The 18890-nt window shown below is 69.5% G+C and carries 19 protein-coding genes; 11 read left to right on the forward strand and 8 right to left on the reverse strand.

The features are described 5' to 3' along the window. Positions 1-107 precede the first annotated feature (107 nt). From glmU to CRP56_RS17640, 6 genes are all read left to right on the forward strand, one after another. Entirely contained in the window at positions 108-1556 is a 1449-nt protein-coding gene (glmU, locus tag CRP56_RS17615) for a bifunctional UDP-N-acetylglucosamine diphosphorylase/glucosamine-1-phosphate N-acetyltransferase GlmU (protein WP_097265137.1), read from the forward strand. A gap of 134 nt (positions 1557-1690) precedes the next feature. Beyond that, positions 1691-2671 carry a ribose-phosphate diphosphokinase gene (locus tag CRP56_RS17620; protein ID WP_097265139.1) on the forward strand — a complete coding sequence of 327 codons (981 nt, stop codon included), beginning with the start codon at positions 1691-1693 and terminating at the stop codon, positions 2669-2671. Positions 2672-2871: 200 nt separating this feature from the next. Then, positions 2872-3465, forward strand: a complete 594-nt coding sequence (locus CRP56_RS17625) for a 50S ribosomal protein L25/general stress protein Ctc (protein WP_097265141.1) — start codon at positions 2872-2874, stop codon at positions 3463-3465. Between the two features lie 73 nt (positions 3466-3538). Then, positions 3539-4141, forward strand: coding sequence for an aminoacyl-tRNA hydrolase (gene pth / locus CRP56_RS17630; RefSeq protein ID WP_097265143.1), 603 nt, complete (start codon positions 3539-3541; stop codon positions 4139-4141). Positions 4142-4193: 52 nt separating this feature from the next. After that, positions 4194-4700 carry a hypothetical protein gene (locus CRP56_RS17635; protein WP_097265145.1) on the forward strand — a complete coding sequence of 169 codons (507 nt, stop codon included), beginning with the start codon at positions 4194-4196 and terminating at the stop codon, positions 4698-4700. Between the two features lie 135 nt (positions 4701-4835). Beyond that, positions 4836-5531, forward strand: coding sequence for an LPXTG cell wall anchor domain-containing protein (locus tag CRP56_RS17640; RefSeq protein ID WP_097265147.1), 696 nt, complete (start codon positions 4836-4838; stop codon positions 5529-5531). A gap of 67 nt (positions 5532-5598) precedes the next feature. On the opposite strand, the gene ppc is transcribed toward CRP56_RS17640, so the two are convergent. Next, a complete protein-coding gene (ppc, locus tag CRP56_RS17645) occupies positions 5599-8340 on the reverse strand; it encodes a phosphoenolpyruvate carboxylase (protein WP_097265150.1) in 2742 nt (913 codons plus the stop codon). A 302-nt stretch (positions 8341-8642) separates the two neighbouring features. Between ppc and CRP56_RS17650 the strand changes: the two genes are divergently transcribed. Together CRP56_RS17650 and CRP56_RS17655 are read left to right on the forward strand one after the other, a co-directional pair. Next, on the forward strand, positions 8643-9653 hold the full coding sequence (locus CRP56_RS17650; RefSeq protein ID WP_097265152.1) for an acyl-CoA desaturase: 1011 nt from the start codon (positions 8643-8645) through the stop codon (positions 9651-9653). Next, a complete protein-coding gene (locus CRP56_RS17655; RefSeq protein WP_079311418.1) occupies positions 9650-10327 on the forward strand; it encodes a TetR/AcrR family transcriptional regulator in 678 nt (225 codons plus the stop codon). Before CRP56_RS17650 ends, CRP56_RS17655 begins: the two co-directional genes overlap by 4 nt. 15 nt (positions 10328-10342) lie before the next feature. On the opposite strand, the gene CRP56_RS17660 is transcribed toward CRP56_RS17655, so the two are convergent. The 3 genes from CRP56_RS17660 to CRP56_RS17670 all read right to left on the reverse strand — a co-directional run bounded on the left by CRP56_RS17660 (position 10343) and on the right by CRP56_RS17670 (position 11779). Next, positions 10343-10516: a CsbD family protein gene (locus CRP56_RS17660; protein ID WP_097265154.1), complete on the reverse strand. Its 174-nt coding sequence runs from the start codon at positions 10514-10516 to the stop codon at positions 10343-10345. A 61-nt stretch (positions 10517-10577) separates the two neighbouring features. Beyond that, complete coding sequence (locus CRP56_RS17665) at positions 10578-10940, reverse strand: VOC family protein (RefSeq protein WP_097265156.1); 363 nt, start codon at positions 10938-10940, stop codon at positions 10578-10580. Between the two features lie 35 nt (positions 10941-10975). Beyond that, on the reverse strand, positions 10976-11779 hold the full coding sequence (locus CRP56_RS17670; RefSeq protein WP_097265158.1) for a trans-aconitate 2-methyltransferase: 804 nt from the start codon (positions 11777-11779) through the stop codon (positions 10976-10978). Positions 11780-11868: 89 nt separating this feature from the next. Between CRP56_RS17670 and tamR the strand changes: the two genes are divergently transcribed. Beyond that, positions 11869-12366: a MarR family transcriptional regulator TamR gene (tamR, locus tag CRP56_RS17675; RefSeq protein WP_059196100.1), complete on the forward strand. Its 498-nt coding sequence runs from the start codon at positions 11869-11871 to the stop codon at positions 12364-12366. Positions 12367-12406: 40 nt separating this feature from the next. Here the strand turns inward: tamR and CRP56_RS17680 are convergent, their stop codons facing one another. Further along, on the reverse strand, positions 12407-13180 hold the full coding sequence (locus tag CRP56_RS17680) for a LuxR C-terminal-related transcriptional regulator (RefSeq protein WP_097265161.1): 774 nt from the start codon (positions 13178-13180) through the stop codon (positions 12407-12409). A 263-nt stretch (positions 13181-13443) separates the two neighbouring features. Between CRP56_RS17680 and CRP56_RS17685 the strand changes: the two genes are divergently transcribed. After that, a complete protein-coding gene (locus tag CRP56_RS17685) occupies positions 13444-13929 on the forward strand; it encodes a GNAT family N-acetyltransferase (RefSeq protein WP_179851047.1) in 486 nt (161 codons plus the stop codon). On the opposite strand, the gene galK is transcribed toward CRP56_RS17685, so the two are convergent. From galK to galT, 3 genes are read right to left on the reverse strand one after another with little or no spacing between them, the layout of a single operon-like run. Further along, the gene (galK, locus tag CRP56_RS17690) at positions 13903-15057 is read right to left on the reverse strand and encodes a galactokinase (protein ID WP_097265166.1); all 1155 of its coding nucleotides are present in this window, start codon (positions 15055-15057) and stop codon (positions 13903-13905) included. The genes CRP56_RS17685 and galK overlap by 27 nt on opposite strands. After that, positions 15057-16025 carry a UDP-glucose 4-epimerase GalE gene (gene galE / locus CRP56_RS17695; protein ID WP_097265168.1) on the reverse strand — a complete coding sequence of 323 codons (969 nt, stop codon included), beginning with the start codon at positions 16023-16025 and terminating at the stop codon, positions 15057-15059. The genes galK and galE overlap by 1 nt, the downstream gene beginning before the upstream one ends. Beyond that, positions 16022-17083, reverse strand: a complete 1062-nt coding sequence (gene galT / locus CRP56_RS17700) for a galactose-1-phosphate uridylyltransferase (RefSeq protein ID WP_097265170.1) — start codon at positions 17081-17083, stop codon at positions 16022-16024. The genes galE and galT overlap by 4 nt, the downstream gene beginning before the upstream one ends. Before the next feature lie 109 nt (positions 17084-17192). Between galT and CRP56_RS17705 the strand changes: the two genes are divergently transcribed. Beyond that, complete coding sequence (locus tag CRP56_RS17705; protein ID WP_097265173.1) at positions 17193-18881, forward strand: sodium:solute symporter family protein; 1689 nt, start codon at positions 17193-17195, stop codon at positions 18879-18881. The last annotated feature ends 9 nt before the right edge of the window (positions 18882-18890 follow it).

The raw sequence follows: 18890 nt of genomic DNA on the forward strand, positions 1-18890 counted from the left end.
GGTGTGGGCCCTGACAGCACAGTCAGGGCCCACACTCATGTCCCCCAATAAACACCCCGGTATCCTGCGGATGTCACCCCACCCCCTCCACAGCCGAAGGGCATCCCGTGAGCGCCAACCGCCCGGCAGCCGTCGTCGTTCTCGCAGCGGGTGAGGGCACCCGTATGAAGTCGGCCACACCCAAGGTTCTCCATGAGCTCTGCGGCCGCAGCCTCGTGGGACATGTGCTGGCCGCAGCCCGTGAGTTGGACCCCGAGAATCTGGTCGTAGTCGTGGGGCACGCGCGCGAGAAGGTCACCGCGCATCTCAACGTCATCGACCCCGACGTACGGACCGCCGTGCAGGCGGAGCAGAACGGCACCGGGCACGCGGTACGGATGGGCCTGGAGGAGCTCGGCGGCGTCGTGGACGGGACCGTCGTGGTCGTCTGCGGTGACACTCCCCTTCTCACCGGTGAGACCCTCCGCGCCCTCACCGCGACGCACTCCACCGACGGCAACGCGGTCACCGTCCTCACCGCCGAGGTCCCGGACGCGACCGGGTACGGGCGGATCGTGCGGGACGGCGCCTCGGGGGCCGTGACCGCGATCGTCGAGCACAAGGACGCCTCCGACGCGCAGCGGGCGATCCGGGAGATCAACTCCGGAGTCTTCGCGTTCGACGGGCAGTTGCTCTCCGACGCTCTCGGGAAGGTCCGTACCGACAACTCGCAGGGTGAGGAGTACCTCACCGACGTTCTCGGGATTCTCCGGGAAGCCGGTCATCGTGTCGGGGCTTCCGTCGCCGCCGACCACCGTGAGATCGCCGGGATCAACAACCGCGTCCAGCTCAGCGAGGCCCGCCGGATTCTGAACGACCGGCTGTTGACCGAGGCCATGCTCGCCGGGGTCACCGTCATCGACCCGGCGTCCACTTGGGTCGACGTGACCGTCACCTTCGATCAGGACGCGGTCGTCCACCCCAACACCCAGCTGCACGGCACCACTCACATCGGCTCCACCGCCGAGGTCGGTCCCAACAGCCGGCTGACGGACACCCACGTCGGCGCCGGGGCCCGGGTCGACAACACCGTGTCGTACGGGGCGCACATCGGTCCGGACGCGAGCGTGGGGCCGTACGCCTATCTGCGGCCCGGTACCCGCCTCGGCGCGAAGGGCAAGATCGGGACGTACGTGGAGACCAAGAACGCCTCGATCGGGGAGGGGACGAAGATTCCCCACCTGTCCTACGTCGGTGACGCGACGATCGGTGAGTACTCCAACATCGGTGCCGCGAGCGTGTTCGTGAACTACGACGGGCAGGACAAGCATCACACCACCGTCGGGTCGCACTGCCGGACGGGTTCGGACAACATGTTTGTGGCGCCTGTCACGGTCGGGGACGGCGCGTACACCGCCGCAGGGTCGGTGATCACGAAGGACGTGCCGCCCGGTTCGCTGGCCGTGGCCCGTGGCCAGCAGCGGAATATCGAGGGTTGGGTGGCCCGTAAGCGTCCGGGAAGCGCGGCGGCGAAGGCGGCCGAGGCGGCGTCCCGGGAGCCGGGTAGCGACGGCTGACCGGAAACAGGTGCGTCAAACACGGCGTACCGTGATAAGTGCACACCCGCACCCCACCAGCTGAGACGGCCCCGTCGCGCCCAGCGGCGAGGTCTCTCGACATCCAGCTGAGACACCTCTGAGGAGACAGTGCTGTGACCGGGATCAAGACGACCGGCGAGAAGAAGATGATGTTCTTCTCCGGCCGCGCCCACCCCGAGCTTGCCGAGGAGGTCGCCCAGCAGTTGGGTGTCGGGGTCGTCCCGACGAAGGCCTTCGACTTCGCCAATGGCGAGATCTATGTGCGGTATCAGGAGTCGGCGCGTGGTGCGGACTGCTTCGTGATCCAGAGCCACACGGCTCCGATCAACCAGTGGATCATGGAGCAGTTGATCATGATCGACGCGCTGAAGCGTGCGTCGGCCCGCTCGATCACGGTGATCGTGCCGTTCTACGGGTACGCCCGCCAGGACAAGAAGCACCGTGGCCGTGAGCCGATCTCGGCCCGTCTCATCGCGGATCTGATGAAGACCGCGGGTGCCGACCGCATTCTGACCGTGGATCTGCACACGGACCAGATCCAGGGCTTCTTCGACGGTCCTGTCGACCACCTGTTCGCGCTTCCGCTGCTCGCGGACTACGTGGGCGCCAAGGTCGACCGGGACAAGCTGACGGTCGTCTCCCCCGACGCCGGACGCGTCCGGGTCGCCGACCGTTGGTGCGACCGTCTCGGTGCTCCGCTGGCGATCGTGCACAAGCGGCGTGACAAGGACGTGGCGAACCAGGTCACCGTGCATGAGGTGGTCGGTGAGGTGAAGGGTCGCGTCTGCGTTCTCGTCGACGACATGATCGACACGGGTGGCACGATCTGCGCGGCCGCGGACGCGCTGTTCGCGCACGGTGCGGAGGACGTCATCGTGACGGCGACGCACGGTGTGCTGTCGGGTCCGGCCGCCGACCGGCTGAAGAACTCGCGGGTGAGCGAGTTCGTGTTCACGAACACGCTGCCGACGCCGGGTGAGCTGGGTCGTGACCTGGACAAGATGACGGTGCTGTCGATCGCGCCGACGATCGCGAGTGCGGTGCGTGAGGTGTTCGAGGATGGTTCGGTGACGAGCCTGTTCGACGAGCAGTAAGCCCTGCCCCTGCGGCAGAACGCTTCTGCATGATCGATTTTTCTGCGGCCTCCCCTGCCGAGTAGACTGCCCAGGTTGCTCGGCGAGGGAGGCCGTACCCATTGCGGGATACGGCGATCCGTTATCGACGCGCTCTTCGTAGCAGGCCGTTCGTGGCCGGGTGACCTTGTCCGCTCTCACCCATACGAGGAGTGATCCGCATGTCCGAGGTAAAGATCTCCGCCGAGACCCGCAGCGAGTTCGGCAAGGGCGCCGCCCGTCGCATCCGTCGTGACGCCAAGGTTCCCGGTGTGCTGTACGGCCACGGTTCGGACCCGATCCACCTGACGCTTCCGGGCCACGACCTGCTGCTGGCGCTGCGTACGCCGAACGTCCTGATCGCTCTGGACATCGACGGCAAGACCAACGAGCTGGCGATCCCGAAGTCGGTTCAGCGTGACCCGATCAAGGGCTTCCTGGAGCACGTCGACCTTCAGCTGGTCCAGCGCGGCGAGACCGTCACGGTCGAGATCCCGGTCCACACCGAGGGCGAGCTGGCCGCCGGTGGCAACCTGCTGGAGCACGTGCTGAACGCGCTGCCGGTCGAGGCCGAGGCCACCCACATCCCCGAGGCCGTCACGGTCTCCGTCGAGGGCCTGGAGGCCGGTGCCTCCATCCTCGCCAAGGACATCAAGCTCCCCAAGGGCACCACCCTGGCCGTCGACGAGGACGCTGTCGTGCTGCAGGTCCTGGCCGCGCAGGCCGAGGAGGCCTCGGAGGAGGCTGTCGAGGGCGACGAGGCCGCCGAGGCCTGAGCCTGAGGCTCTGCGACAATCTGCCGGCCGCCGCTTCCGTACGGGAGTGGCGGCCGGCGCGTATCGAGGAGACATGGACGTGACGACCCCCGCCAATGAGCCCTGGCTGATCGTCGGGCTCGGCAATCCCGGGCCGGAGTACGCGGCCAACCGGCACAACGTCGGTTTCATGGTGGCCGATCTGCTGGCCGAGCGGATCGGGGGGAGGTTCAAGCGGGCGGGCAAGGCGCAGGCGCAGGTCGTGGAGGGGCGGATCGGGCCGCCGGGGCCGCTGAACCGCCGGGTGATCCTGGCGAAGCCGATGTCGTACATGAATCTGTCCGGTGGGCCGGTGAACGCGCTCAAGGACTTCTACAAGGTGCCCGTCGCCAATGTCGTGGCCGTGCATGACGAGTTGGACATCGACTACGGGGTGCTGCGGTTGAAGCTCGGTGGTGGGGACAACGGGCACAACGGGCTGAAGTCGATGACGAAGGCGTTCGGCGCGCAGTATCACCGGGTGCGGTTCGGGATCGGGCGGCCTCCGGGGCGGATGCAGGTCGCGGATTTCGTGCTGAAGGACTTCTCCTCCGCGGAGCGCAAGGAGCTCGACTACTTCGTGGACCGGGCGGCGGACGCGGTGGAGTGTCTGGTGATCGAGGGGCTGGAGCGGGCGCAAAGCACGTACAACTCCTGACTTGTCCGGTCGCGGAACCGGCCCGGGTTGACGGGCCGTTGAGGCATGGCCAATGATCCCGGCCATGCCTGCCACCACCTCCGTCTCCGCCCGTCAGGCCTCGGCTGCCGCCCTGCGGTTGGGGCGGCTCGCGGCGATGGGTGCGGTCGCGGTGCTGATCCTGGTGGCGGGGGTGTGGGCGTCGTGGGGTACCGCGCAGCACGTGATGCTGACGAAGGGCCGGGAGAGCGGCACGATCGCGGTGACGCGGTGCGGGGCGGACACGTGCAGCGGGCCGTACACGCCGGTCTCCGAGGGGTCCACGGCGCGGGCCGAGGTCGTCATCGAGAAGACGGTGGCGGTGCGCAAGGGCGAGACGTACGCGGTCGTCGTGAAGCCGAGCAGTGACGAGGTCGTACGGTCCGGTCCGGCCGGGATTCTCTACGCCTGGGTTCCGTTGGGTGGTGCGCTGTTGCTGGCGTCGGTCGTGGTGGCGGGCGGGTTGGGGCGTACGCGGGGCGCGTGGGTCATGGCGGGGGCGGGTGTCGTGCTGCTCACCGCTGCTTTCGTGACGATCTGAAGGCTTTCGCCGTTCTGCGTTTCTGTGGAGGGTGTGAGCGTTGTCTGTTCGTGATTGACCTGAGGTCAGTCGGGGCTGGAAGCTGAGCCGCCCCCTCCACATCTTCCCTGTCACATCTCGAAGATGGACTGCCCCATGCGTACCCTCATCCGTGCCGGCGCCCTGTCCGCCGTCACCGCCGCCGCCCTGTTCGCGGCCCCGACCGCCTATGCCACCGCTCCCGGTGACAACGGCACCGTGAAGATCCACGACGCCTCCACCGGCGAGGAGTTGCGGCGCAACGAGCCGCACGTCTGCACGTTCTATCTGGACGCGTTCGGTTTCGACGGCGTCCAGGAGGTGGACTGGCACATCGAGGCCTGGGCGCCGACGGCCGACGTCAAGGGCGAGACGGTGAAGTCCGGCGAGATCACCCTCGACGCCGAGGGTCATGGCCGGACCGAGGACCTGTCGCTGCCCGACGGCCACTACAAGCTGTTCTGGAACTTCGAGGGCGAGAAGGGCGCGGCCAAGCACAAGGTCTTCTGGACCGACTGCGAGGGCTCCGACGACGGCAAGCCGAGTGAGACGCCGTCCGCGTCGGCTTCCTCGTCCGCTTCCGCGCCCGCTTCCTCCGCGCCCTCCGCCTCGCCGTCCGAGTCGGCGCCCGCCGGCGGGTCGTCCTCGGAGCCGTCGGCGTCCTCGTCGCCGTCCGCCCAGGGTGGCGGCAGCGGCGACGGCGGCGACCTCGCCGAGACCGGCAACGGCGCCCCGGTGGGTCTGCTGGGCGGCGCCGCGGCGGCGCTGGTGGCCGCGGGCGGCTACCTGGTGTTCCGCCGCCGTAAGGCATAGCCGCTGATACGACGGTGCCCCCGAGCTTGTCCGAAGCTCGGGGGCACCGTCGTATGCGTGTAAGGCCTCAGCCGGTGTTGCGCAGGCCCGCCGCCACACCGTTGACGGTGAGGAGCAGGGCGCGGGCCAGGGTCGGGTCGGGCTCCTCGCCAGCCGCGGCCGCGTCGCGCTGGCGCTTGAGCAGGGCGACCTGGAGGTAGGAGATCGGGTCGAGGTAGGCGTCGCGGATGGTGAACGTCTGCTTCAGGACGGGCTGGGCGTCGAGGAGTTCGCTCTCGCCGGTGACCTTGAGGATCTCGCGGACGGTGAGGGCGTGTTCGGCCTCGATGGTGGCGAAGACGTGCTGGAGCTCGGCGGGGACGAGGGTGTCGACGTAGTGGCGGGCGATGCGCAGGTCGGTCTTCGCGAGGGTCATCTCGACGTTGGAGATGAAGTTGCGGAAGAAGTGCCACTGCTCGTGCATCTCGTCGAGGACGGTGTCGAGGCCGGCCTCGCGCAGTGCCTTGAGGCCGGAGCCGACGCCGAACCAGCCGGGGACGATCTGCCGGGACTGGGTCCAGCCGAACACCCACGGGATGGCGCGCAGTCCGTCGAGGGAGACGCCGGAGCCGGGGCGGCGGGAGGGCCGGGAGCCGAGGTGCAGGTCGGCGAGCTGGTCGACCGGGGTGGAGGCGAGGAAGTAGTTCGGCAGGTCGGGGTCCTCGACGAGCCGGCGGTAGGCCGCGTGGGCGGCGTCGCTCACCACGTCCATGGCCGCGTCCCAGCGGGCGAGGGCCTCGTCGGACTGGCGGGGGGCGGTGTGCAGGGCGGAGGCCTGGAGGGTGGCGGCGACCGTCAGCTCCAGGTTCTCCCTGGCCAGGGACGGCACCAGGTACTTGTCGGAGATGACCTCGCCCTGCTCGGTCACCTTGATCTCGCCCTCCAGGGTGCCCCAGGGCTGGGCGAGGATCGCGTCGTGCGAGGGGCCGCCGCCGCGGCCGACGGTGCCGCCGCGGCCGTGGAACAGGCGCAGACGCACGCCGTAGCGGTGGGCGACGTCGCGCAGGCGGCGCTGGGCGCGGTGGATCTCCCACTGCGAGGTGGTGATGCCGCCGAACTTGGAGGAGTCCGAGTAGCCGAGCATGACCTCCTGGACGTCCCCGTTCAGCGCGACCAGGCGCCGGTAGGAGGGGTCGGAGAGCATGTCCTCGAGGATGGTGTCGGCGGCCTTGAGCTCGTCGGTGGTCTCCAGGAGCGGCACGATGCCGATCTTGGCCCAGCCGGCGTGCAGGTCGATGAGGCCGGCCTCGCGGGCGAGGACGGTCGCGGCGAAGACGTCGTCGGCGCCCTGGCACATCGAGATGATGTACGACTCGATGACCTCGGGGCCGAAGACGTCGAGGGCGCGCTTGACGGTGTGGAAGACGCCGAGGGTCTTCTCGCCGGCGGCGTCCAGCGGGGCCGGGGTCGGGGCCAGCGGCCGCCTGGACCGCAGCTCCTTGGCGAGCAGTTTGCCGCGGTAGTCGCGGGGCATGTCGGCGTAGCGCCAGGACTCCTCGCCGAGGCGGTCGAAGAGCTGGCCGAGGGCGTGGTGGTGGGCGTCGGCGTGTTCGCGGACGTCCATGGTGGCGAGCTGGAGGCCGAAGGCGGCGAGCGTACGGATCGTGCGGTTCATGCGGCCTTCGGCGAACAGGCCGCCGCGGTGTTCGCGCAGGGAGGTCTGGATGAGGGTGAGGTCGTTCAGCAGCTCGCTGGTGCCGAGGTAGTCGCGGCCCGGCTCGTGCGGGGTGTTCTTGGCGAGGCGGAGCTTGGTGTTCTCCAGCTTCTGGCGGATCGCGGTGGCCTTGAGCCGGTAGGGCTCCTCGGCGTTGAGGCGCTTGTAGCGGGGGCTGATCTCCGGGAGGCGTTCGAGGTCCTCGCGCAGGGATTCCAGCAGCTCTTGCGTCGCTCCGGTGTAGCGGATGGAGTTGGAGAGGAAGCCGCGCAGTTCGTCGATCATGTCGAGCGCGTCGTTGATGCCGTGCTCGTGCTGGAGGATCAGGACGTCCCAGGTGACCTGGGGGGTGACGTTGGGGTTGCCGTCGCGGTCGCCGCCGATCCAGGTGCCGAAGGTGAGGGGGCGGGTCTCCTCGGGGAGGGTGACGCCGACGCGCTCCAGCTCGGCGGTGAGGTCTTCCAGGACGTCGCCGACGGCGCCGGCGTGCAGCTCGTCGAGGTAGTAGATCGCGTTGCGGGACTCGTCCGTGACCTCGGGGCGTACGACGCGCAGCTCGTCGGTCTGCCAGACGAGGTCGATGTTCTCGGCCAGGCGGGTGTCGTAGCGGCGGCGGTCGGTCTCCAGGACCGGGGTCTCCAGCAGCTCGGCGATGCGGCGGAGCTTGTTGAGGACGGAGCGCCGGGCGGCCTCGGTGGGGTGCGCGGTGAAGACGGGGCGCACGTTGAGGTTCTGCACGGTGGCGCGCAGGTGTTCGGGGTCGGCGTCCTTGAGGCGGTCGGCCGTACGGGCGAGGAGGCCGCCCTCGGCGGCGCGCTTGGCCCTGAGTTCGCGGCCTCGGTGCACCTGTTCGGTGACGTTGGCCAGGTGGAAGTAGGTGGAGAAGGCGCGCACCAGCTTGGCGGCGGTCTCCAGTTCCGTGCCCCGCAGCAGTTCGGCGGCGGCGTCACCGTCCTCGCGGGTGAGGCGGCGGACCTTCTCGACGAGCTCCAGCAGCTCCGGGCCCTCCTGGCGGACGAGGGTCTCGCCGAGGAGGTCACCGAGTCGCCTGATGTCGGCGCGCAGCTCGGCGGAGGTGGTCTCCTGAGAAACGGTCTGGTCGTCGGCACTGCTCACAGGTGCGGCTCCTTGCAGTGTTGAAGCTCGTCCGAGAGGGAACCCGTGGACCGGTCGGGCGGCGGCTGCCGCATACGGGCCGGTCATCCGGGAAGAAATGAGAGCGGACCGCGCTGTCCGAACGACTCCAGGATAGGTGCCGGTGCGGACGCGCAGGCTCTTGGGCTCTTGCCGTCGGGCGACGCGCTGCCATACTTACGACGCCGTAGGTTACGGAACCGTAGGGAAGTCCCGCTCTGCTTCTCGTGTGGTTACCGGTACCACGGATCTTCTCCCACCCTCGAACCCCACAGGGGACGCCCATGGCCACAAGCTCCGATGTGATCGAAGACGCCCCGAAGGCGAATGACGGCTCACCCATGCCCTCCGCGACGCTGGGCGGGGAGCACAAGCGCGGGATCGAACAGATCACGCTGCTGCTCTTCATCACCGTCCCGTTCCTCGCGCTGCTGGCGGCGGTGCCGCTGGCGTGGGGATGGGGGGTGAGCTGGCTGGATCTCGGCCTGCTGGTCTTCTTCTACTACCTCGGGTGCCACGGCATCACGATCGGTTTCCACCGCTACTTCACGCACGGTTCCTTCAAGGCCAAGCGGCCGCTGCGGATCGCGCTCGCGATCGCGGGCTCGATGGCGGTCGAGGGCCCGCTGGTCCGCTGGGTGGCGGACCACCGCAAGCATCACAAGTTCTCCGACGCCGAGGGTGACCCGCACTCTCCGTGGCGGTTCGGTGAGACGGTCCCGGCACTGATGAAGGGCCTGTGGTGGGCGCACATCGGCTGGATGTTCGACGAGGAGCAGACGCCGCAGGACAAGTACGCGCCGGATCTGATCAAGGACCCGGCGATCCGTTCGATCTCCCGGAACTTCATCTACTGGACGATGCTGTCCCTGGCGCTGCCGGCCGTGATCGGCGGTCTGGTGACGATGTCCTGGTGGGGCGCGTTCACCGGCTTCTTCTGGGGCTCGCTGGTCCGCGTCTGCCTGCTGCACCACGTGACCTGGTCGATCAACTCGATCTGTCACGCGGTGGGCAAGCGGCCGTTCAAGTCGCGGGACCGTTCGGGCAACGTGTGGTGGCTGGCGGTGCTGTCGTGCGGCGAGTCCTGGCACAACCTGCACCACGCGGACCCGACGTCGGCGCGGCACGGTGTGATGCGCGGCCAGGTGGACTCCTCGGCGCGGCTGATCCGCTGGTTCGAGCTGGCCGGCTGGGCGTACGACGTGCGCTGGCCGTCACGCTCGCGTATCGATTCGCGCCGCAACAACGGTGAAGACGGCTCCCGACGCCGGAAGGACGCCGTCGAGACGGCATGATTGACGCCGTGGCGACCGACTCCAGCAGCACCGAGAGCAATGACAAGCCGCGGCGCACCCGTCGCACGCGGATGACGGGCGCCGAGCGCCGCGCCCAGCTGCTGGAGATCGGCCGCACCCTGTTCGCCGCGAAGGGCTTCGAGGGCACGTCGGTGGAGGAGATCGCGGCGAAGGCCGGGGTTTCCAAGCCGGTGGTGTACGAGCACTTCGGCGGCAAGGAGGGGCTGTACGCGGTGGTCGTGGACCGCGAGATGCGGCGGCTGCTGGACATGGTGACCGGTTCGCTGACGGCGGGGCATCCGCGCGAGCTGTGCGAGCAGGCGGCGTTCGCCCTCCTCGACTACATCGAGGAGTACACGGACGGCTTCCGCATCCTGGTCCGTGACTCCCCCATCCCGCAGTCGACGGGTTCCTTCGCCTCGCTGATCTCGGACATCGCCACGCAGGTGGAGGACATCCTGGGCCGCGAGTTCAAGAGCCGCGGCTTCGACCCCAAGCTGGCGCCGCTGTACGCGCAGGCGCTGGTCGGCATGGTCGCGCTGACGGGCCAGTGGTGGCTGGACGTCCGCCGCCCGAAGAAGGCGGAGGTCGCGGCCCACCTGGTGAACCTGGCCTGGCACGGCCTGGACGGCTTGGAGGCGAAGCCGCACTTGATAGGGCGCCGCAAGAGCTGAAGAGCTGGGGCGGCGTCAGTGCTTGAAGATGTCCTTCTCCTTCTCCTTCGCCTGGCGCGCGTCACCCTTCATCTGTTCGGCGCGGCCCTTGGTGGTCAGCCGCTCGTTGCCGACGGCGCGGCCCACGGTCTCCTTGGCCTTGCCCTTGGCCTGTTCCTTCTTGGCCTTGGCCTTCTGGTCCTTCGCCACGTCACTCACTCCCGATCGTGTGTGCGTTTCCCGGCTGTCGGGTGAACCGTGACCGGGCCGCTCAAACGTGCGGTTCCAGGAACTCCAGCCGGTTGCCGACGGGGTCGTAGGAGTAGAACCGCCGGTGGCCTGGCAGGTCGGTGTCCCAGGTGACGGTGGCGCCGCGGGTCTCCAGGCGGGCGGCGTAGGTCTCGATGTCGGTGACGCGCAGCCCCGGGTGGGCCTTGATCGCGGGCCGGAAGGCGGCCTCGATGCCGAGGTGGAGCTGGACGGGGCCGGCCTGGAACCAGCACCCTCCCCTGGCCGCGAGCGCGGGCGGCTTGGGGATCTCGGTCATGCCGAGGACACCGGCGTAGTAGGCCCGCAGCCGGTCCTCGGAGCCGGGCGGGGCGGCGAGCTGGACGTGGTCGACGGCGGTGATCACGGACGTACTCCCTCGAACGGCGCGGTGATCATCCGTCACGCCTCCTTGCGGGCGACCGCGAAGATGCGGCGGAAGGGGAACGGGGTGCCGTGCGGGCCCGCCGGATAGGCCTCGCGCAGGGCGGCGCGATAGGCGGTCAGGAACTTCTCGCGGGCCGCCGGGTCGTCGGCGAGGGCGGCGAGGACGGGCCGCAGTCCGGTGCCCTTCACCCAGTCCAGCACCGGGTCCTCGCCGGTGAGGAGGTGGATGTACGTCGTCTCCCAGACGTCGGCGGTGCAGCCGAGGGCGGTGAGGTGGGCGAGGTAGGCCTCGGGGGTGTGGACGGCGTCCTCGTGGCGCAGGGCGTCGGTGAGGCCGTGGGAGGCGGCGAGTTCGCGCATCAGCCGGTGGCTGGGGGCGCCGAAGTTGCCGGGGACCTGGAAGGCGAGGGTGCCGCCGGGCGCGAGGGCGCCGATCCAGTCGGCGAAGCGCTCCAGGTGCCCGGGGACCCACTGGAGGGTGGCGTTGCTGATGATGAGGTCGTACGACCCGGTGGGCGCCCAGGTCCGTACGTCGGCGTGGGCGAAGTCGAGGCTGCCGCCGCCCGGGGTGGGGCCGGTGTGCGCGCCGTACCTGGAGTGTGCCTTGTCGAGCATCTCGGGCGAGTTGTCGTAGCCGGTGATACGCGCGGTGGGCCAGCGGTCGGCGAGGAGGGCGGTGACGTTGCCGGGGCCGCAGCCGAGGTCGGCGATGCGAGCCGGGGCCGTCGGGAGGTCGGGGACGCGGGCGAGGAGGTCGATGAAGGGGCGGGCGCGGTGGTCGGCGTGGCGCAGGTACTGGGCGGGGTCCCAAGTGGTCATGAGATCCACTGTGCCCGTCGATATATCTCGACGTCAAGAGACTTGATGTCAAGAGACTTCACATCGACACAACCACTACACTGATCGTCATGGAGGACGAGGTCGATCGGCTGGTCGCTGCGTGGCGCCGGGAGCGCCCGGACCTCGACGTGGAACCGCTCGAGGTGCTCAGCCGGGTGAGCAGACTGGCCCGGCACCTGGATCGCGCGCGCCGTCTGGCCTTCTCCGAGCACAGCCTGGAGCCCTGGGAGTTCGACGTCCTCACCGCGCTCAGGCGCGCGGGGACGCCGTATCAGCTCTCACCGGGGCAGCTGCTGACGCAGACCCTGGTGACGTCGGGCACGATGACGAACCGTATCGACCGGCTGGCGAAGAAGGGCCTGGTGGAGCGGCTGCCGGACCCCTCGGACCGCCGGGGCGTGCTGGTCCGGCTGACGGACGAGGGCCGGGACCGCGCGGACCAGGCCCTGGCCGGACTGCTCGACCAGGAGCGGGCGATCCTCGCGGAGCTCTCCCGGGCCCAGCGGGGCGAACTGGCGGGGTTGCTGCGCCAGTTGACCGCCCCGTTCGACAACATCCCCGGCTGAGGAGCGGCTGACGGGGCGGCTGAGGAGCCGCCTCGCCCGCTCAGGCGGTGTGCGTCTCCTCCGCCCGGATGCGCCCGGCCGGCTCCAGGTCCACCGGTCCGACCCCCGCCCGCCGCGCGAGCGCGACGGCGGCCAGCGTGGAGTGCACGCCGAGCTTGCCGAGGACGTTCTGCATATGGGTGCGCACGGTGTGCGGGGAGAGGAACAGCCGTTCGGCGACGGCCTTTCTGCCCAGCCCGGCGACCATGCAGCGCAGCACTTCGCGCTCGCGCGGGGTGAGCGACTCCACCAGCCGTTCGCTCTCGGTGCGGTGCTTGCGCGCGGCGGTCAGCTCCCGCAGCACCCCGGTGAGCAGGGCGGGCGGCAGATGGGTCTCGTCGCGCAGCACCCCTCGTATGACGGTCAGCAGCCGGGACAGCGAGCAGTCCTTGGCCACCCAGCCGGACGCACCGGCCTGAAGGGCGAGCGCGGCGCGCCGCGGATCGTCCTTCTCGGCGAGTACGACGATCCGGACGCCGGGTTGTGCGGTACGCACCCCGGCCACCAGTGAGATGCCGTCCACGAGCCCGTCCTCGCCCGCCTCCTGGACGGGCACGGCGGGCCGGATGCCCTGGACGTTGCCGCCCAGGTCGGCGTCGACGAGCAGGACGTCGAAACGACGGCCCTCGGCCGCCGCGCGCTCCAGGCTGCGCAGCGCGGCGGGACCGCTGCCGGCCGCGGAGACGTCGACGTCGGGCTCGGCCGCCAGGGCTGCGGCGAGCGACTCGGCGAAGATGCGATGGTCGTCGACGACCAGGACTCGGATGCGAACCACGAAACCCCCTTCCCCAAGCTCTTGAAGAGCAGGGGATACCCCATCGTCGGGAGACGGAAGACCAGACGCAGGTACGACGCCCGAAGCGCGAGGGCGCTGCGCACGGCCGCCGCCGTGCCCGAACTGCTACCCCCACTTCGGGTGTCGTACCCGACTTGTCTCGCCCCCTGATCAGCACCGGCCCCCACCGGTACTGCTCATCAGAGTACGGCCGGGGGGCAGCAGCGGAAGGTGATTTGCAGAACTGGCCGTCCGGCGCGTTTATGGTGAGCCGCATGTTTCGTATGGAGACGGAAGTCGACAAAGACCGGCGCGATCTGCTGCGCATCCGGCTGCGGGACACCAACACCGCGGCCTCCCCGGTGCTGCGGGCCCTGCGCGGCACCCCGGGTGAACGCGAACTTCCGCTCCATGTCTGGGTGTTGGACGCGGCGGGGGAACTCGCCGGCGGACTGGTCGGCCACACCTGGACGGCCTGGCTCCATGTGACGTACCTGTGGGTGGACGAACGCCACCGGGGCGCGAGCCTGGGTTCGCGGCTGCTCGCTCAGGCGGAGCGGGTCGCGCGTGAGGAACGGGGCTGTGCGATGTCCCGGGTGGAGACGTGGGACTTCCAGGCGCCGGAGTTCTACCGGAAGCAGGGGTACGACGTGGTGTGCGTGATCCCCGACTATCCGCCGGGGATCACGGAGTACACACTGACGAAGCGGCTCGGTCAGAGGTCAGGCCAGCCTGCGCGCCCCCGGTGAGGGCACCGCCTCGAACACGCGCGGTGCGGTGAACCCGGCTGCGGCGAAGGCCTCTTCGACCGCCTTGGTGATGGTGTCGACGTCGGCCACGTCCGCCAGCACGATCGCCGAGCCGCCGAAGCCGCCGCCGGTCATCCGGGAGCCCAGGGCGCCCGCGCTCATGGCCGTGTCGACGACGAGGTCCAGCTCCGGGCAGGAGATGCGGAAGTCGTCGCGCAGCGAGGCGTGACCGGCCACCAGCACCGGGCCGATCGCCCGCGTCTCACCCGACTTGAGCAGGTCGACGACCTTCTCGACCCGCTCGTCCTCGGTGACGACGTGCCGGACCAGACGGACCGCCTCCTCGTCGTCGCCGAGCCGGGCGAGGGCCGCGTCGAGGTCGCCGTAGGGGATGTCCCGCAGCGCGTCGACGCCCAGCAGGGCCGCGCCCCGCTCGCAGCCGGCCCGGCGCTTGCCGTACTCGCCCTCGCTGTGGGAGTGCTTGACCTGGGTGTCGACGACCAGCAGGCGCATGCCTTCGGCGGCCAGGTCGAAGGGGATCTGCCGCTGGGACAGGTCGCGGGTGTCGAGGAAGAGCGCGTGGCCCTCCTCGCAGCACGCCGACGCCGTCTGGTCCATGATGCCGGTGGGGGCGCCGACGTAGACGTTCTCGGCGCGCTGGCACAGACGGGCCAGCTGCCAGCGCTGCAGGCCCAGTTCGAACAGGTCGTTCAGGGCGAGGGCGACCACGACCTCCAGCGCCGCCGAGGACGACAGGCCGGCGCCGGACGGGACCGTCGAGGTGAGGTGGATGTCCGCGCCGGTCACGGCGTGGCCCGCCTCGCGCAGGGCCCAGACCACGCCCGCCGGGTACGCCGTCCAGGCGCGGTCGGACTCCGGGGCGAGGTCGTCCAGGCGCAGCTCGGCGACGCCGTCCTCGATGTCCGCCGAGTGCAGCCGCAGCACGCCGTCGTCGCGCCGGGAGACCGCGGCGACCGCGGTGTGCGGCAGCGCGAAGGGCATCACGAAGCCGTCGTTGTAGTCGGTGTGCTCACCGATGAGGTTGACGCGCCCCGGCGCCGACCAGACACCTTCGGGCTCAGTGCCGTAGAGCTCCACGAAACCGGCCCGGACCTGCTGTGCCTGCACTACTGCTCCCTAGAGATGCTCTGCGTGAACTCCCACGCGTCCGCGACGATCCCCGCGAGATCCGCGCGGGACGGGTTCCAGCCCAGCTTCTCGCGGGCGGTGGCGGCCGAGGCCACCAGGGTCGCCGGGTCACCGCCGCGGCGGGGGGCCAGGACCTCGGGGATCGGGTGGCCGGTGACCTGGCGGACGGTCTCGATGACCTGCCGGACGGAGAAGCCCTCGCCGTTGCCGAGGTTGCAGATCAGGTGCTCGCCGGGGGTGGCGGCCGCGACGGCGAGGAGGTGGGCCTCGGCCAGGTCCGCGACGTGGATGTAGTCGCGCACGCAGGTGCCGTCCGGCGTCGGGTAGTCCTCGCCGAAGACCGAGATGGCGTCGCGCTTGCCCTGGGCGACCTGGAGGACCAGCGGGATGAGGTGCGACTCGGGGTCGTGCCGCTCGCCGTAGGCGCCGTACGCGCCCGCGACGTTGAAGTAGCGCAGGGAGACCGCGGCCAGGCCGTGGGCCGCCGCCTCGCCGGTGATCATGTGGTCGACGGCGAGCTTGGAGGCGCCGTAGGGGTTGGTCGGCCGCGTCGGCGCGGTCTCGACGATCGGGACCTGCTCCGGCTCGCCGTAGGTGGCGGCCGTGGAGGAGAAGACGAGCCTGCGGACGCCCGCCTCACGCATCGCGCCGAGCAGCGCCATGGTGCCGCCGACGTTGTTGTCCCAGTACTTCTCGGGCTTCACGACCGACTCGCCGACCTGGGAGAACGCGGCGAAGTGCAGCACGCCGTCGAAGGAGGCGTCGAGCCACTTGGCGGCGTCGCGGATGTCGCCCTCGATGAAGGTGGCGCCGGCGGGGACGCCCTCGCGGAAGCCGGTGGTGAGGTTGTCGAGGACGACGACCTCGTGGCCCGCCTCCAGCAGATGCTGGGCGACCACGCTGCCGACGTAACCCGCGCCACCCGTCACCAGGTACTTACCGCTCATGAACTCGCTACCTCTCGCAGTCGCTCGGCCGCGGCCTCCGGCCGGATGTCGTTGATGAACACGCTCATGCCGGACTCGGAACCCGCGAGGAACTTCAGCTTGCCGGAGGTGCGGCGGATGGTGAAAAGCTCGAGGTGGAGCGCGAAGTCGTCACGGCTGACGCCCTCGAACTCCTCCAGCTGCCCGAACGGCGCCTGGTGCCAGGCGGCGATGTAGGGCGTGGCGGGCTCCCCTTCACCGAAGATCCGGTCGAAGCGCTTCAAGAGTTCCAGATAGACCTGGGGGAATTCTGAGCGCGCGTCCTCGTCGAGGGCCAGCAGGTCCGGCACGCGGCGCTTCGGGTACAGGTGGAGCTCGTAGGGCCAGTGCGCGGCGTACGGCACGAACGCGACCCAGTGTTCACTCTCCAGGACGACCCGCTCACCGGCGAGTTCGCTCGCCAGCACGCTGTCGAAGAGGTTCTCGCCGCCGGTCGCCTCCTTGTGCTGGGCCACCTGGCGCAGCATCAGGGCGGTGCGAGGCGTGGTGAACGGGTACGCGTAGATCTGCCCGTGCGGATGTCCGAGGGTCACACCGATCTCGGCGCCGCGGTTCTCGAAGCAGAACACCTGCTCAACGGAGGGCAGATGCGACAGCTCCGACGTCCGGTCCGTCCACGCCTCCAGGACGAGCCGCGCCTGCTCCTCGGTGAGGTCGGCGAAGGACGCGTTGTGGTCGGAGGTGAAGCAGACGACCTCGCAGCGGCCGGAGTCGCCGGCCAGCGAGGGGAAGCGGTTCTCGAAGACGACGACGTCGTACGACGAGTCCGGGATCTCGCTCAGCCGGTCGCCCTCGGACGGGCACAGGGGGCATTCATCGGCCGGCGGGTGGTAGGTGCGGCCCTGTCGGTGCGAGGCGATGGCGACCGAGTCGCCGAGCAGTGGGTCGCGGCGGATCTCGGACGTGGTGACGGTCCGCTCGAGCGGGCGGCGGTCGACCGCGTCCCGCACGGTGTCGTCACGCAGGTCGTAGTAGATGAGCTCGCGACCGTCGGCCAGCCGGGTCGAGGTCTTCTTCACCGCCGGACTCCTTCACTCAAACAGAACTAAACACAAGTAACCATAACTCGACAGCAGCGTCAACATCAGAATCGAACAAAGAACGCCAGCCGAAGGGTTCCCTTGCCCCATGCAAACCCCCACAGAAGTCATGAATCTGGCGGCCGAGCTACGACTCCCCACGAACTGGCTCGACTACACGATCCTGGCCATCTACTTCGTCGTCGTCCTGGGCATCGGCTTCGCCGCCCGCAGATCGGTGAAGACCAGCCTCGACTTCTTCCTCTCCGGCCGCTCCCTGCCCGCCTGGATCACCGGCCTGGCCTTCATCTCGGCCAACCTGGCCGCCACCGAGATCCTCGGCATGGCCGCAAACAGCGCCCAGTACGGCGCCTACACCGTGCACTGGTACTGGATCGGCGCCATCCCGGCCATGGTCTTCCTGGGCCTGGTGATGATGCCGTTCTACTACGGAAGCAAGGTCCGCTCGGTCCCCGAGATGCTGCTGCTGCGCTTCGACAAATGGGCACACCTGTTGAGTTCGGCCCTGTTCGCCTTCGCCGCCATCCTGATCGCCGGCGTGAACCTGTACGCCCTCGCGATCGTCGTCGAGGCGCTGCTGGGCTGGCCGCAGTGGGTGGCGATCGTGGTCGCCGGCGCGTTCGTGCTGGCGTACATCACCCTCGGCGGTCTGTCGTCCGCGATCTACAACGAGGTGCTCCAGTTCTTCGTGATCCTCGCGGCCCTCATCCCGATCGTGGTGCTGGGCCTGAAGAAGGTCGGCGGCTGGGACGGCCTGACCGACAAGCTGACGGCCGAGCACGGCGCGAACTTCACGACCGCCTGGGGCGGTACCGGCATCGGCTCGGACAACCCGCTCGGCGCGAACTGGCTGACCATCGTGCTCGGCCTCGGCTTCGTGCTGAGTTTCGGCTACTGGACGACGAACTTCGCCGAGGTCCAGCGCGCCCTGTCCGCGAAGAACCTGAGCGCCGCCCAGCGCACCCCGCTGATCGCCGCGTTCCCCAAGATCTTCATCGTCTTCCTGGTGATGATCCCGGGCCTGACCGCCGCCGCCCTGATCCCCGGCTTCGGCACGGAGAAGTCCGGCTACCAGTACAACGACGCCATCCCGTACCTGATGGAACAACTGCTGCCGAACGGCGTGCTGGGCATCGCGGTGACGGGTCTGCTGGCCGCGTTCATGGCGGGCATGGCGGCCAACGTGTCGTCCTTCAACACGGTGTTCACCAACGACATCTGGGGGCGGTACGTCGTCAAGGGCCGCGAGGACGCGTACTACGTGCGCTTCGGCCGGCTGATCACGGTGATCGGCGTGTGCGCGTCGGTGGGCACGGCGTTCCTCGCCTCGTCCTTCTCCAACATCATGAGCTACCTCCAGACGCTGTTCTCCTTCTTCAACGTGCCGATGTTCGTGGTCTTCATCGTCGGCATGTTCTGGAAGCGGGCCTCGGTGAAGTCCGGCTTCTGGGGCCTGCTCGCGGGCACGGTCGCGGCGATGGTGAACTACTTCTGGATCTACAAGCAGGGCATCATCGACATCCCCACCGACCAGGGCGCCAACTTCGTCTCCGCCATCGTCGGCTTCGTCGCGGGCGCGGTCGTGATGGTCGCGGTGTCGCTGTTCACCGCGCCGAAGCCGGCCGAGGAGCTCCAGGGCCTGGTCTACGGCACCCGCTCCCCCGGCATGTCGGAGGCCCCCGCCGAGGGCGACGACGCCTGGTACCGCAGGCCGGCCCTGCTGGGCTGGGGCGCGATCGTGCTGGCCGCCGCCTGCTACATCCCGTTCTCGTTCTAGTCGCGGGAG

The organism is Streptomyces sp. TLI_55 (assembly GCF_900206255.1).
GTDB lineage: Bacteria > Actinomycetota > Actinomycetes > Streptomycetales > Streptomycetaceae > Streptomyces > Streptomyces aquilus.